Source organism: Rhodococcus sp. BL-253-APC-6A1W (assembly GCF_012843405.1).
Lineage (GTDB): Bacteria > Actinomycetota > Actinomycetes > Mycobacteriales > Mycobacteriaceae > Rhodococcus.
Map to the genome: position 1 here is coordinate 141,104 of NZ_JABAFB010000009.1, position 13,659 is coordinate 154,762.

Annotated in this window: 13 protein-coding genes; 6 read left to right on the forward strand and 7 right to left on the reverse strand. The window is 68.3% G+C overall.

Features of this window, described 5'->3' with window-relative positions:
• The first annotated feature begins 29 nt into the window (after positions 1-29).
• Positions 30-1,121 (forward strand): 2-oxoacid:ferredoxin oxidoreductase subunit beta, encoded by a 1,092-nt coding sequence (locus HF877_RS15615; RefSeq protein WP_169622101.1) that lies wholly within the window; start codon positions 30-32, stop codon positions 1,119-1,121.
• A 30-nt stretch (positions 1,122-1,151) separates the two neighbouring features.
• Here the strand turns inward: HF877_RS15615 and HF877_RS15620 are convergent, their stop codons facing one another.
• Positions 1,152-2,543: an amidohydrolase family protein gene (locus HF877_RS15620; RefSeq protein ID WP_169622102.1), complete on the reverse strand. Its 1,392-nt coding sequence runs from the start codon at positions 2,541-2,543 to the stop codon at positions 1,152-1,154.
• The gene (locus HF877_RS15625) at positions 2,540-3,763 is read right to left on the reverse strand and encodes a CoA transferase (protein ID WP_169622103.1); all 1,224 of its coding nucleotides are present in this window, start codon (positions 3,761-3,763) and stop codon (positions 2,540-2,542) included. Before HF877_RS15625 ends, HF877_RS15620 begins: the two co-directional genes overlap by 4 nt.
• 58 nt (positions 3,764-3,821) lie before the next feature.
• Between HF877_RS15625 and HF877_RS15630 the strand changes: the two genes are divergently transcribed.
• The gene (locus HF877_RS15630) at positions 3,822-4,886 is read left to right on the forward strand and encodes an enoyl-CoA hydratase/isomerase family protein (RefSeq protein WP_169622195.1); all 1,065 of its coding nucleotides are present in this window, start codon (positions 3,822-3,824) and stop codon (positions 4,884-4,886) included.
• A gap of 15 nt (positions 4,887-4,901) precedes the next feature.
• On the opposite strand, the gene HF877_RS15635 is transcribed toward HF877_RS15630, so the two are convergent.
• Entirely contained in the window at positions 4,902-5,903 is a 1,002-nt protein-coding gene (locus HF877_RS15635; RefSeq protein WP_169622104.1) for a MaoC family dehydratase, read from the reverse strand.
• Between the two features lie 295 nt (positions 5,904-6,198).
• On the opposite strand from HF877_RS15635, the gene HF877_RS15640 reads away from it, so the two are divergent.
• Genes HF877_RS15640 through HF877_RS15650 form a run of 3 tightly spaced genes read left to right on the forward strand, consistent with a single transcriptional unit; the run spans position 6,199 to position 8,603 of the window.
• Entirely contained in the window at positions 6,199-7,350 is a 1,152-nt protein-coding gene (locus tag HF877_RS15640) for an acyl-CoA dehydrogenase family protein (protein ID WP_169622105.1), read from the forward strand.
• A 24-nt stretch (positions 7,351-7,374) separates the two neighbouring features.
• Positions 7,375-8,121: a GntR family transcriptional regulator gene (locus tag HF877_RS15645; RefSeq protein ID WP_169622106.1), complete on the forward strand. Its 747-nt coding sequence runs from the start codon at positions 7,375-7,377 to the stop codon at positions 8,119-8,121.
• 29 nt (positions 8,122-8,150) lie between these two features.
• Positions 8,151-8,603 (forward strand): MaoC family dehydratase, encoded by a 453-nt coding sequence (locus HF877_RS15650; RefSeq protein WP_169622107.1) that lies wholly within the window; start codon positions 8,151-8,153, stop codon positions 8,601-8,603.
• Between the two features lie 6 nt (positions 8,604-8,609).
• Here the strand turns inward: HF877_RS15650 and HF877_RS15655 are convergent, their stop codons facing one another.
• Genes HF877_RS15655 through HF877_RS15670 form a run of 4 tightly spaced genes read right to left on the reverse strand, consistent with a single transcriptional unit; the run spans position 8,610 to position 11,749 of the window.
• Complete coding sequence (locus tag HF877_RS15655) at positions 8,610-9,722, reverse strand: PQQ-dependent sugar dehydrogenase (RefSeq protein WP_346765190.1); 1,113 nt, start codon at positions 9,720-9,722, stop codon at positions 8,610-8,612.
• 38 nt (positions 9,723-9,760) lie between these two features.
• Positions 9,761-10,198, reverse strand: coding sequence for a MaoC/PaaZ C-terminal domain-containing protein (locus HF877_RS15660; RefSeq protein ID WP_169622109.1), 438 nt, complete (start codon positions 10,196-10,198; stop codon positions 9,761-9,763).
• Positions 10,195-10,644, reverse strand: a complete 450-nt coding sequence (locus HF877_RS15665; RefSeq protein WP_169622110.1) for a MaoC family dehydratase N-terminal domain-containing protein — start codon at positions 10,642-10,644, stop codon at positions 10,195-10,197. Before HF877_RS15665 ends, HF877_RS15660 begins: the two co-directional genes overlap by 4 nt.
• A 31-nt stretch (positions 10,645-10,675) precedes the next feature.
• On the reverse strand, positions 10,676-11,749 hold the full coding sequence (locus HF877_RS15670; protein WP_169622111.1) for an alanine racemase: 1,074 nt from the start codon (positions 11,747-11,749) through the stop codon (positions 10,676-10,678).
• 92 nt (positions 11,750-11,841) lie between these two features.
• Between HF877_RS15670 and HF877_RS15675 the strand changes: the two genes are divergently transcribed.
• Positions 11,842-13,659, forward strand: coding sequence for an amidohydrolase family protein (locus HF877_RS15675; RefSeq protein ID WP_169622112.1), 1,818 nt, complete (start codon positions 11,842-11,844; stop codon positions 13,657-13,659).

Consider the following 13,659-nt stretch of genomic DNA (forward strand, 5'->3'; position numbering starts at 1 on the left):
CGCGCCACCGAAGATCGGAGATCCGACAGATGACGGGAACGATGCACAACGGCACGGCCCACGAGACCGGCGCGGTCGGCAGGGATCTGGGTCTCAGTGGCCTCGCCCATGTACCCTGCACCGACGTGCCACAGAAGGCGAAGGACTTCACCACCGACCAGGAGGTCCGGTGGTGTCCCGGATGCGGCGACTACGTCATCCTCGCGACCGTGCGCAGCATGCTGCCGCAGTTGGGGCTCGCGAGGGAGAACATCGTCTTCGTGTCGGGTATCGGATGTTCGTCGAGGTTCCCGTACTACCTCGACACCTACGGCGTGCATTCCATCCACGGCCGCGCGCCGACACTGGCCACCGGACTGGCCGTCACCCGGCCCGATCTGTCGGTGTGGGTGGTCACCGGTGACGGCGACGCGCTGTCGATCGGCGGCAACCACCTGATCCACGCTCTACGCCGCAATGTGAACATGCGGATCCTGTTGTTCAACAACAGGATCTACGGACTGACCAAGGGACAGTACTCACCGACCTCCGAGGTCGGCAAGGTCACCAAGTCCACACCGATGGGCTCGGTCGACGCCCCGTTCAACACGATGTCGCTGGCACTCGGAGCGGACGCGAGCTTCGTTGCCCGCGCGCTGGATTCGGACCGGGAGGGATTGACGGAGGTGCTGCGCGCCGCGGCGCATCACCGCGGCGCGGCGTTCGTCGAGATTTTGCAGGACTGCCCGATCTTCAACGACGGTTCGTTCGACGTGCTCCGGAAGGACGGCGCCGGCTCCCGGTTGATCCACGTGCGGCACGGCGAGCCGATCATCTTCGGAACCGACGACGAACTGTGCGTCGTGCGCCGCGGTTTCGGTCTGCGGGTGGCGCAGCGCGCCGACGTGGACCCCGGCGACATCGTGGTCCACGATGCGCACACCGAGGACCTCGAGTACGCCTACGCCCTGTCGCGACTGTCGGACCAGAACCTCGAGTACACGGTCACCGGAATCGTGCGAGCAGGACAGCGGCCGGCATACGACGACGGTGCGCGCGACCAGGTGGCGCGGGCGAAAGCCGAAGCGCCGGCAGACCTCCAGCAACTCCTCGACGGTCCCCACACCTGGACCGTGTCCTGACGACCTGACGACTCCCCGCGCCTTCCGGCATCATCCGTGCACGACACGGCCGCCGATGACGGTGGTGCGCACCGCTGATGACGACGGCGCTGCGAGAACGTCGGCGAGAGGAGCGTGGAGGAGCACCAGATCTCCGGGTTGCCCGACCCGGATCGTCCTCGGCTTCCCGCCCGGATCGTCTGCGGCCGAGAGGAACCCGGCGAGCGCCTGGGAAGGATCGAGAATCTCGGAGTGGCCGAGGACCGCACCCGACTCCGTCGTCCGTGTCGTGGCGGCTGCGATGATGGCCCACGGGTCGAGCGGCCCGTACGGGGCGTCGCTCGACAGCGCGAGAGGTACGCCCGCGTCGAGCAGGCTGCGGCATCGATACAGGTCGCCGCGGTCCCGGGGATCCACGTCGCGCAGGTAGCTGTCGCCACGATCGGAGAGGAACCCGGGCTGCGACACGACCCGCACGCCGAGCCGGCGCAGATCGTCGATCGATTCGGGGGGTATGAGAGCGCCGTGCTCGATCCGGTCGCCGGGACGGGCACCCACCTCGGTGAAGGCGGCGAGCAGGATTGCGAACGCTTCTCTGCTCACACAGTGCACCGCGACCCCGCGTCCGGCGGCGTGCACGTCCCGGATCGTCTCGGCGAGCACGTCGAGGTCGGGGAGCCCGGAATCCGCGAGCACGATCTTGTAGGGACCGGTGGTCAGAGTGCCGCTGGGGGAGACGAATCCGGACGGTGCACCGAGAAGATGCAGGCGCTGAGGGAGCGCACCGCCACCGTGCGCGCCCACCAGAGCCGCGAGCGAACTCGGTGACAGGTCCGGTGTCGCGTCGGTGAGACCGGTGATCCCGTACGCCGCGAGCTGAGCGCCGATCGCGTCGAGCGGGGGTGGCGCGGTCGGCGGCAACCGGTCGCGTAGCCACGTATCGGCCCGCCACACGCGTCCCGTCGGGCGCCCGTCGCCGTACCGTTCGACGCCGGGATGGTCGGCGGCGTCGAGTCCGGCGAGCGCCGCGGCCGCGGAGTTCAGGACCCAGAGCGCGCCGCTGCGATGCTGCACCCGCACAGGGCGCCGCGCGTGCATCCGGTCGAGAGCCTCGGAATCGAGCTCCCCCGCTACGGATTCGAAGTATCCGACTCCACGGACCGAGTCACCCGGTGCCGTCCGCAGCACTCGTGCGAGGTCGTCGGGGGTACGAACATGCGGGGGTCCGCAGCGCACCGACGACCGTTCGGCAGCTGTTGCGTGCAGGTGGATGTGGTGGTCGTGCAGGCCCGGTACGAGTGCTCCGCCGGCGCCGTCGATCACGTCGATGTTCCCGGTCGGTTCGAGTCCGACCCCCACCTCGGCGATCACCCCGTCCCGGATCACCACTGCCGAACCGGGAACGCCGCCGAGTTCGACATCGCGCAGCATCAGCGGCGTCATCGCCGGATCCCCAGTTCGCCCAGTAGCTGTGCGGTGTCCCGTCCCGAGCGAGCGGCTTCCCCGTGCGGTTCGCGTGGGCGCGGTGGGACGATCTCCACGGGGGCCGGACCCGTGTCCACCCACCACCGGCCGCCGCGCCGATATGCCTGCGGTGCAGGAGAATGCGATGCGTTCAGAGTCGCCGCGACGACGGCCGACATCGACACGTCCCACAGCACACCGGACCCGTCTGCGGGGGCCGACAGTGCAAGGGTTGCGGCGGTCAGGCCGGTGAGGGGATCGGCCAGCGCATCGCCCACGAAGACCGGACCGTGCGCGTCGTGGGCGAGCAATCCGGCGCTCGCGGCGACATCGTCACCGAAGCCGACGCGCATCGACCCGCGACCGTGCGCGGTGATCGACACCCACGTGCCGCCGCGCGCCACCACTGTTTCGGCGTCGAGCCCGAAACCGGCGAGGGCGCGGGGACGCGACGCCTCGACGACGATGTCCGCAGCATCGACCAGGGCGGCCAGTTCCCGGCGTTGCCGGTCGTCGGACGGGTCCAGCACCACCGACTCGTGGCCGCCGTGCAGCAAGCGATAGAACTCGGAGTTGCCGCGTCGTGCTCCGTCGGGCCGGTCGGGCGTCTCGACCTTCACGACGCGCGCCCCCGCCAGTCCCAGCACGTGAGCGCACAGCGGACCGGCCCACAGAGCGCTGAAATCGACGACGAGCAGTCCGTCGACCTGCCGTGGTTCCAGTGGTACGGGCGGCGTACCGGTGGGCGGCGTCACCGGTCCGGCGGCGATGCCGAGCAGTTCCGCGCGGTCGGCGAGTTCGGCGCCGGTGTGGCCGGCGACCCAGGCCGTGACGGCGGGCCACGGGTCGTCGGCCACGTCGGCGCCGACGAGGGCGCCCAGGAGCAGGGGGTCGCCGGGACGTGCGCACGACACCGCTGCCCACCCGTCTGCGGTGGGCAACAGTCGGCACGCGCCGCCCACCGACGTGGCGCCGGCCCTGCGGGCGCCGGTGAATGCGGCACGCTCGGACAGCAGGTGGGCGCCGTCGAGTTGTACCGAACCGGCGGTCGCGGACGCGATCCGTGCCGTCAGTTCCCTCGCCGTGGTTGCCGCCCGGCCCGGTGGGATCAAAGGAGGGCCGTCGACTCTCCCCGTGAGAGAAGCAATTCCGCTCTCCGCCCAGTCCCTGACCGGGTCGCCGGCGGAAGAGGAGGACATGAGCGTGATGCTACATTCCAACGCGAGGGGGCCGGAGTCGAGCGTGAAGGCACAACATATGGACCCGACGACAGCCGTCACGATTTCCGTTGCCGATCTCGCGGACGGGGCAGCCGACGAGCCTTTCTTCGCGGACGGGGGCGCGGCCGACCGTCCGATGCTGATCGTCGACCTCGACGATGTCCCCGCGTCGGTGCTCGAGCGGGCGGCTCACCGGGCCGCGATGTCCGATCGACTGCTGGTCGGCCGGGCGACGGTGCCGCTCGATTCCGGCGCCTTGTCCCCATTGCTCGGCGCGCTCGACCTCACATATGCCACCGGCCCCGATCCGGTCACGACGACGGTGGTCGGCACGCCCGATCCCGGCGCGAGCGCCGCAACCGTGCTCGACGCCGTGACAGACAATCCGCTCGCGGCGCTGGTGTTGCGGCAGGTGTTGCGCACCGCCGACACCCTTGCGGTATCCGGCGCGCTCGATGTCGAGTCACTGGGATATTCCACGCTGCAGAGCGGACCCGAGTTCGCCCGGTGGCTCGACGACCGGGGACTCCGCCCGCTGCCCCCGCCCGCGTCCGGGGATCCCGTGCTCCTCGTGCGCGACGGCGTGACGCTGCACGTGACGCTCAATCGCCCGGAACGGCGCAACGCGTACGGGACGCAGTTGCGCGACGCATTGGTCGACGCGCTCCGGTTGCCGCTGATGGACGAGAGCATCGAGCGTGTCGTCCTCGACGGCGCGGGACCGTCGTTCTGCGCGGGCGGAGACCTCGACGAGTTCGGGCGCACCCCTGACGCGGCGACCGCGCACCTGATCCGTACCCGCGGGGGCGCGGGACGAGTCGTCGCGCAGCTCGCAGACCGGATCGAGGTGCGTCTGCACGGTCACTGCGTCGGTGCCGGCATCGAGATTCCGGCGTTCGCGGGCAGAGTGGTGGCCCATCCGGCGACGGTGTTCCGGCTTCCCGAAGTGTCGATGGGGCTGATCCCTGGAGCAGGCGGCACGGTGAGCATTCCCCGTCGCATCGGGCGGTGGCGCGCGATGCATCTGTTCGTCACGGCGCTGCCGCTGGACGCGGATCGCGCGTTGGCGTGGGGCTTGATCGACGAGATCCGCGCCGACTGACCCCTCCGTGACCGGTCAGGCCATAAGGACGGTGAAACGCCAATCCAGGACGGGCGCCGGCTCGGTGGTCGCACGTTGTGCGTACACGAGAGACCGCAGTGCGAGCACACCTCCGCCCTGTGGGAGCGGTTCGGCGGACTCGACGTGCAGGTCGCTGGTGAGGGTGTCGCCCTCGTGCACGGGACCGGTGTGGTCGCACGACCGCCACCCGAGCACGGTCACCATATTCGGCAGTGCACGCGTCGCCTGGGACAGTGCGATCCCGATCGTGTGCCCGCCGTACACCAGTCGCCCCGCCGACCCGACACGCTCGTCATGGTGTGTCGCAGCGATATTCAGGCTCAGGCGCGCGAGTTCGGGTGCACCGGACACGACGTCTCCACTCGATCGCAGCACGGCGCCGGCGAGCGCGGGATCGAAATGGGTTCCGGGAACTCGACTCCGATACAGATCGAGGTCCCAGTTGCCGGGTGAGGACCAGATCGGCTGGTCCCGAGGTCCGATTACGGACAGGTCTTCCGCGTGGACGATCCGGCCGGGATCTGGAGTCTCGCTCAACGGCAGCATCGCACATCGGTAGAAATCGAGCACTGTCCTGCCGTCCTGGTCCACGGTGTTCACGCGCAGCGCCGCCAGGCCGGTGGGTCGACGACCCGGCTTCGCCGAATTCTCTTTCAGGCCCACTACTTCGGTGGTCGTGTAGAGCGTGTCGCCGATGAAGGGGAATCGGTGGAAACGCAATCCTCGGTAGAACAGGTTGGCCTTGACGTGGTGCGTCACCAGCGTCGACTGGCCGATCGCGATGTCGGTGACGAAACCGGCGTGTGCGAGAGCGCCGCCCGCGACCGCGGTCGAGAGGTGCCGGTCGAGGGGAAGACGGAACCGGTCGCCGAGGATCGCTTGGTGGGTCGCCGCGAGTCCGTCGGTGAGGGTGACTGCGGGTGCGGTGTCGAAGACGCGGCCGACGGTGAGTTCGTCGAAATATGGGCCGCCGACAGAAACGGGATTCGTGGTCATGTCAGGCTCCGGCTTTCGACAGGGTGCGACGGGCGCTGCTCGCCGCCGGAAGAGTGTGGCTCGGACGTCACGGAGAACCTCGTGGATTTCGGGACAGCGGGGAACGCGGTGAATGTACGGCCATTGTGGGGTGCTGCGCCAGAGTTATAGGCAGATGCAGCCACACGTATTGCTGAAAACTCTGGAATTTCGGGCGGATTCGAAGGGGCAGGCATTGACACGGCTACGCGTGGTCAACAAAATGGCCGTACAAAGTTTGGTCGGGTCGCCACCCGGCACCGATCGAAGGATCCGCGTGAGCACTCTGAACGACGAAGAGACTTTTCTGATCGAGACGGTCCGCGACTTCGTCGACCGCGAGGTCAAGCCCACCGTGCAGGAAGTCGAGCACGCCAACGAGTACCCGGAACGCTGGATCGAGCAGATGAAGCAGATCGGCATCTACGGCCTCGCGGTACCCGAGGAGTACGGCGGATCCCCGGTGTCGATGCCCTGCTACGTGCAGGTGACCGAGGAACTCTCGCGCGGCTGGATGAGTCTTGCGGGCGCGATGGGCGGCCACACGGTCGTGGCGAAACTGCTTGCGCTGTACGGCACCGAGGAGCAGAAGCGCAGGTACCTGCCCAAGCTTGCCACCGGAGAGATCCGCGCGACGATGGCGCTCACCGAACCGGGCGGTGGCTCCGACCTCCAGGCGATGACGACCACCGCGAAGCGCGACGGCGACGATCTGGTGATCAACGGCGCGAAGACCTGGATCACCAATGCGCGACGTGCGGGGCTGATCGCGCTGTTGTGCAAGACCGATCCGCAGGCCACCCCGCGGCACAAGGGCATCTCCGTCGTTCTCGTCGAACACGGCCCCGGCCTGACGGTCTCACGGGATCTGCCGAAACTCGGCTACAAGGGCGTCGAGTCGTGCGAACTGAGCTTCGACAACTACCGGATTCCGGCCGAGGCGATCCTCGGAGGCGACCCGGGCAAAGGTTTCGGACACATGATGAAGGGCCTCGAGACCGGCCGTCTGCAGGTCGCCTCCCGCGCGCTCGGTGTTGCGGCCGCGGCACTCGAGGATTCGCTGGCCTATGCGCAACATCGCGAGAGCTTCGGGGTGCCCATCTGGAAACACCAGTCGATCGGCAACTACCTCGCCGACATGGCCACCAAACTGACCGCAGCTCGGCAACTCACCCGCTATGCGGCGGAAAAGTACGACAGCGGCGAACGATGCGACATGGAAGCAGGCATGGCGAAGCTGTACTGCTCGGAGATTGCGATGGAGATCGCCCTGAACGCGGTGCGCATCCACGGGGGTTACGGGTACTCGACCGAGTACGACGTCGAACGCTACTTCCGTGACGCACCCCTGATGATCGTCGGTGAGGGGACCAACGAGATCCAGCGCAACGTGATCGCGAGCCAACTCGTGGCCCGCGGCGGAATCTGACCGGTACCACCGGGATCGGCGGTCATGGACGGCAGAGCACGAGAGACGGAACCGGCCTACGCGCAGCTCGCCCGTCGGCTACGGGACGAGGTGGAAGCCGGCCGGTACAGCAACGGGACGCGCCTGCCTACCGAAGCCGAATTGGCCGAGCAGCACCGGGTGAGCAGGCAGACGGTTCGGCGTGCGTTCCAGGATCTCGTGGCGGACGGCATCGTCTACCGCGTCCCGGGGCGTGGCACGTTCGCGGACGAGTCGGGCAGGCGTTACCGGCGGCAACTCGGGTCGATCGAGGACCTCCTCGCGTTGTCCGCCGACACCGTCATGGAGATCGTCACCCCGCTACACAGGGGAGTCGACATCGATGCGGCGAGCCGGTTGCGGCTCGACACCGATCTGCTCCACTCGGTCGTGCTCCGGCGGGTGCACGGGTCCACCCCTTTCGTGCTCACCACCATTCATCTCCCCGACGAGATCGCGGCGCACGTGCTGGACGCACCGGCGTTGCGGGCGGGCGCGTCGAGCCGTAACACCGTGATCGGCCTGCTCGAACCTCATCTCGACAGCCCGATCGTCGAAGCCGCACAGTCGATCACCGTGGCATCGGCATCCGAGCAGGTCGCGGCCGAGTTGAACTGTGCGGTAGGGCATCCGCTGCTGAGAGTGGACCGCCTGTACTCGAACGCCGAGGGACTACCGGCGGAGCTGTCGGTGAGTTACTTTCTGCCGGAGCACTACACGTATCGCGTCACCCTCAGGCGGACCGGGCATTGACCGCCACAACTACCCGAACAGGAGCACAAATGCGAGTTTTCCACGGAATCGACGAGGTCGAGAAGGCGGTCGGGGAGGACCTCGGCCGCAGTGAGTGGATGGAGATCACCCAGGAGCGCGTGAACCTGTTCGCCGACGCCACCGGTGATCACCAGTGGATCCACATCGATCCGGACAAGGCGAAGAACGGCCCGTACGGCACGACGATCGCACACGGGTATCTGACCTTGTCGCTGCTGCCGGTCCTCGGCGCGAAGATCTTCTCACTCGACGGCGTGACGATGAAGATCAATTACGGTGCGAACAAGGTGCGTTTCCCCGCGCCGGTGCCCGTCGGTTCCAGGATTCGTGCCGGCGCCGAGTTCACGTCGCTCGAACGCACCGCGAAAGGCGCGAACCTGGTGGTGAACTACACCGTCGAGGTCGAGGGCGGAACCAAGCCGGCGCTGGTCGCCGAAACGGTCGTCGTACTCGTTCCCTGATCCGTCTCAGGATATTTCGACGCGCAGGATGCGATCGTCGTCGTCGCCGGGCTGCCCGCGGCCGTCGCGGTTCGAGGTGGTCAACCACAGCGAACCGTCCGGCGCGGCGGCGACGGTCCTGAGCCGTCCGTACTCGCCGACGAAGAATTCCCGCGCGTCCACCGTATCGTCCGGCCGGATCGTGATGCTCCACAGTCTTTCTCCGCGGAGGGCGGCCATCCAGAGCCGGTCGTCGGCGAAGGTGAGCCCGGACGGGGAGGCGTCGGATACCGGCCAGGTCGTGACGGGGTCGACGAACTCCGGAGCGCCGCCGGTCCCTTCCACGTCGGGCCAGCCGTAGTTCGCTCCGGGCGTGACGAGATTCAGCTCGTCGACGTCGTTCTGGCCGAACTCCGACGCCCACAGGCGGCCCTGTCCGTCGAACGCCAGTCCTTGCACGTTGCGGTGGCCGAGCGAATAGACCGGCGATGCGGGATCGGGGTTGCCCGGAGCGGGCGCGCCGTCCGGCGTGATCCTGAGGATCTTGCCGCCGAGCGACGCGGGGTCCTGAGCGAGTTCGGCGTCACCGGCTTCACCCGTCGCGGCGTACAACATGCCGTCCGGACCGAAGACCAGCCGTCCGCCGTCGTGGATCCGGGCCGCGGGAATGCCGTCGACGATCACGGACGGTTCCGACAGGGCCGTGCCGTCGTAGACGGCGCGCAGGATGCGGTTGTCCGCGCCGGTCGTCGCGTACAGGAAGACGAGGCCGTCGGCGTCGAAGGTTGGGGAGACCGCGATGCCGAGCAACCCCGATTCACCCTGCGCGACCACATCGCCGATGCGGCCCACCTCGCGGACGGTGCCGTCGGGGGCGATATCGAGTACCCGCCCCGAGTCCCGTTCGGTCACCAGCGCGGAACCGCCGGGCAGGAACGCGATCCCCCACGGAGTCTCGAGCCCGGATGCGACGGTGCCGGTGACACGCGGGTCGCCCGCGTCGGGTGCCGGCGACTCGGCCGTGGCGGTGCTCGCCCGGGTGGGTTCCTCGTCGATCGCGGGAGTGGACGGCGACGCGCACGCCACGAGGGGCACCGCCACAGCGGTGACGGCGAGCCGAGCCAGGAGAGTTCTGGTCACGTCGTACATCCTCTCGCGGCGCGCGCGATTCTGCCGGGTCAGGACGAGAAACGGATGCGGGCTTGCGTCTTCCCGAGGACCGTCCGGCCCGCTGCCGACACGGTGATGTCGACGCGTGCCACACGCTCCACGTCGTCGAGGCGGGCGACCTTCGCGGAGATCGACAGGTCGGCCCCGTCCAGCGGGTCGACGACGACCGGCCGCGTGAAGCGCGCTTCGTACGAGATCACCGAGGTCGGATCCCCGGCCCAGTCGACGACGGCCTGCAGTCCCAGTGCCGCTGTCAGCATTCCCTGGCACAGCACGCCGGGCAGGCCTTCCCCGGCGGCGACCGCGTCGTCGAAGTGGATCGGGTTGAAGTCGCCCGACGCGCCCGCGTAGCGAACCAGATCCGCCCGAGTCACGTTCAGGTCCGACTTCGCGACGATCGCCCCGAGTTCGAGATCGTCGAAACGTGGTGCCGTGCTCCGCGTCATGCGTCGTCTCCCCGGTGCAGCAGTGTCGATGTGATCGTGGCGACCGGATCCCCGGCGGTATCCCGGATCTCGCACACCGTGGCGAGGATGGAACTGCCGGCGCGTTCGGTGACGTCGGTGATGGTGAGTGTGGTGGCCAGCTCGTCGCCGGCGACGATCGGGCGGTGATACTCGATCTTCTCCGAGCCGTGCACCGTCCGATGTAGCTCGAGGCCGGTGCCCGGAGTTTCCAGAAGTTGCACAACCGCCGGGCTCTGGACGACGGTGGTGAAGGTGGTCGGTGCGACGACGTCCGCGAAACCTGCGGCACGAGCGGCATCGACATCGTGGTGGATCGGGTTCTTCGATCGCACGGCACGAGCGAACTCGCGGGTTTTCTCGCGTCCGACGAGATACGACGTCGCAGGGAAGACCCGTCCGCTCAAGTCGGGATTCAGTGGTGGCATCCACGGAGCGTAACGGTGAACGGCGGACGGGTCAGGTGGTGCATCCCCGCGCTGCGACCGGCCACCTGCCGACCACCGCGTCGCCGGAGACCGCCACCAACTCGTCGACCAGGTTCACGGCGTTGCATGCGTGGTTCGGCACCACTCGCACCCGCTCACCGAGCGCGGGCGGGGAGGTGTGACCCGGCCACTGCACGGTGGCGTGGTGTTCGGACAGCGCGACGATCCGGGCATCGGGCGTCCCCAGAATACGGCCGTATCCGGTTGCCCACGACGCCCGGTCGGCACCGAGAATCTTGCTCCCGGCGTCGAGGACCACGACATCGCCGCGTGCCGAGACCACCGTCGCGAGCGCGGTGAGCGCGAGGTCTTGCTCGGTGATCGCCTCGAGTTCGAGTTGCTGCGCATCGCCGAAGACGTATACGCCCGGCCGCAATTCCGTGGCTTCGGTCGGGGCCTCGATCATCACCGTGGGTGAGGAGCCGCCGCTGATCACCGCCGGTTCGATGCCCACTGCGCGCAGCGAGGCGGCCGCGGCCGCGAGCGCAACCGATTCTTCGGCGGCGGCCACCGGCGGAACGCCCGGACCATACGAGTGACCGGGAAAGGTGAAGACGCCGTGTACCTCGAGGCCTTCGTCGCGGGCGGACGCGGCGACGGCGCCGGCCCGCTCGGGAGGAACTCCGGTGCGGTGATGCCCGCTGTCGATCTCGACGAGCACGCCGACGCCGGTGCCGGCATGCGCCGCGAGTGCCCGGACGCCGGCGGTGGACTCGACCCCGACCGTGAGCCGGACGCGTGCGGCGAGTGCCCGAAGCCGCGCGCCGCGGGCGGCGTCCACCCACAAGGGGTACGCCACGAAGAGGTCGTCGGCACCCGCGTCCGCGAATACCTCGGCCTCGGACACCGTCGCCACCGTCAGCCCACAGGCACCCGCGGCGAGCTGACGCCGAGCGATCTCGACGCACTTGTGTGTCTTGACGTGCGGTCGCAGGTGAAGCCCGCGCGCGTCGGCCGACTGCGCCATCCGTGTGACGTTGCGGTCGAGGACATCGGTATCGACGACGAGAACCGGAGTCGCGTCGAGGTCGGGGAACGAGGTCATTTCCGCAGCCTATCGGGGGTGAGTGGGGTCCCGGGGGAGCACATCGGGATTTGGAGAGTGCGCAACCTCTATTTGGGGTTACACTCGGCCGCATGAGTGGTGTGGATCACAAGAACGAGGATTTCGATGTCGTCGTGCGCGGCGGCCTGTGGTTCGACGGAACGGGTTCGCCCGGAGCCGTCCGCAACCTCGGTATCCGAGATGGTGTCGTCGCTGCGGTGACGTCGGACGACCTGCCCGTCGGGGCCGGCACCGAGGTGGTCGAGGCGGCCGGCCGCTGGGTCATGCCGGGCTTCGTCGACACGCACACGCACTACGACGCCGAGGTGCTCGTCGGCCCGGGTCTGCCCGAGTCGGTGCGACACGGCGTCACCACGGTGCTGATGGGAAACTGCTCGATCTCCACGGTGTACGTTCCGCCCGTCGACGCCGCCGACCTGTTCAGCCGCGTGGAGGCGCTGCCCCGCGAACACGTGCTCGCGGCACTCGAGCGCTCCAAGACGTGGAACTCGCCGCGTGAGTACATCGATACCCTCAACGAACTGCCGCTCGGCCCCAACATCACCGCATTCGTCGGACACTCGGACATCCGTGCCTCGGTGATGGGTCTGGGGCGTTCGACGGACGGTGCCAATCGGCCGACCCGCGACGAACTCGCCGCGATCGACGCGCGGGTATCGGAGGCTCTGGACGCGGGTTTCCTCGGCGTCTCCACGATGACAAATCCGTGGGACAAGATGGACGGCGACCGCTACCGCTCCCGCACATTGCCCTCGACGCATGCCTCGTGGTCGGAATTCCGTCGCCTGCACAGGATCCTGCGCAGGCGTGGACGTGTGCTGCAGGCCGTCCCCAATCTCAACACGAAGTACGACGTGGCGTTCTTCGCGGCGGCGAGCACCGGACTCGGGCGCAAGCCGATGAAGACCTCCGTCCTCGCAGCGGCCGACACCAAGGCGGAGCGGTGGGTCAATCGAATCTTCGGCCCGATCGCGTACGCGGCCAACAAGATCGGTAAGGGCGCGTTCCGCTGGCAGCACCTGCCGACGACCTTCGAGGTCTATTCCGACGGGATCGATCTCGTCGTATTCGAGGAGTTCGGTTCGGGGCGGGCGGCACTGCATCTCCAGGAGGAGATGGGGCGCAACGACCTGCTGCGCGACGAGGCCTATCGCCGCTGGTTCCGTCGTGATTTCGAGAAGAAGTTCTCGCCGAGGGTCTGGCACCGGGACTTCGACGACACCCGCATCGTGGAATGCCCCGACGAGTCGCTCGTCGGCCGGTCCATCGGTGACGTCGCGCGGGAACGGAAGCTCCACCCGGTGGACACGTTCCTCGACCTCGTCGTGGAATACGGCCGGGAATTCCGCTGGCACACCGTGATCGCCAACGATCGACCCGCGGTGGCCGACCGGCTCATCCGGACGGAAGGCATCACCCTCGGTTTCTCCGACGCCGGTGCACACCTGCGCAACATGGCGTTCTACAACTTCGGCATCTGCCTGCTGCGACGAATCCACGAAGGTGAGCAACGCGGAAAGCCGGTGTTGCCCTTGCACACCGCTGTCCACAAGCTCACCGGAGAACTCGCGGACTTCTACGGGATCGACGCCGGACATCTGCGGATCGGCGACCGTGCCGACTTCGTCGTCATCGATCCCGCCGGCCTCGACGAGGACACGGACCGGTATCACGAAGCGCCGCTGGAACAATTCGGCGGACTGCGGCGGATGGTCAACCGCAACGACCGGGCGGTCACCGCGACCGCTGTGGCGGGCAAGGTCGTCTTCCGTGACGGGCAGTTCGTGGACGGATACGGGCGCACCGTCGGCACCGGCCGCTTCCTGAAGGCGGGTGTGGAGGAGCGCGGTCCCGCACCGGTACGGACGACGGAGGCGTCGGTGGGGTAG

Coding starts and splice junctions, on each gene's coding strand:
- HF877_RS15615 (WP_169622101.1), top strand. CDS start 30: ATGACGGGAACGATGCACAACGGCACGGCCCACGAGACCGGCGCGGTC.
- HF877_RS15620 (WP_169622102.1), bottom strand. CDS start 2,543: ATGACGCCGCTGATGCTGCGCGATGTCGAACTCGGCGGCGTTCCCGGT.
- HF877_RS15625 (WP_169622103.1), bottom strand. CDS start 3,763: ATGTCCTCCTCTTCCGCCGGCGACCCGGTCAGGGACTGGGCGGAGAGC.
- HF877_RS15630 (WP_169622195.1), top strand. CDS start 3,822: ATGGACCCGACGACAGCCGTCACGATTTCCGTTGCCGATCTCGCGGAC.
- HF877_RS15635 (WP_169622104.1), bottom strand. CDS start 5,903: ATGACCACGAATCCCGTTTCTGTCGGCGGCCCATATTTCGACGAACTC.
- HF877_RS15645 (WP_169622106.1), top strand. CDS start 7,375: ATGGACGGCAGAGCACGAGAGACGGAACCGGCCTACGCGCAGCTCGCC.
- HF877_RS15650 (WP_169622107.1), top strand. CDS start 8,151: ATGCGAGTTTTCCACGGAATCGACGAGGTCGAGAAGGCGGTCGGGGAG.
- HF877_RS15660 (WP_169622109.1), bottom strand. CDS start 10,198: ATGACGCGGAGCACGGCACCACGTTTCGACGATCTCGAACTCGGGGCG.
- HF877_RS15665 (WP_169622110.1), bottom strand. CDS start 10,644: ATGCCACCACTGAATCCCGACTTGAGCGGACGGGTCTTCCCTGCGACG.
- HF877_RS15670 (WP_169622111.1), bottom strand. CDS start 11,749: ATGACCTCGTTCCCCGACCTCGACGCGACTCCGGTTCTCGTCGTCGAT.
- HF877_RS15675 (WP_169622112.1), top strand. CDS start 11,842: ATGAGTGGTGTGGATCACAAGAACGAGGATTTCGATGTCGTCGTGCGC.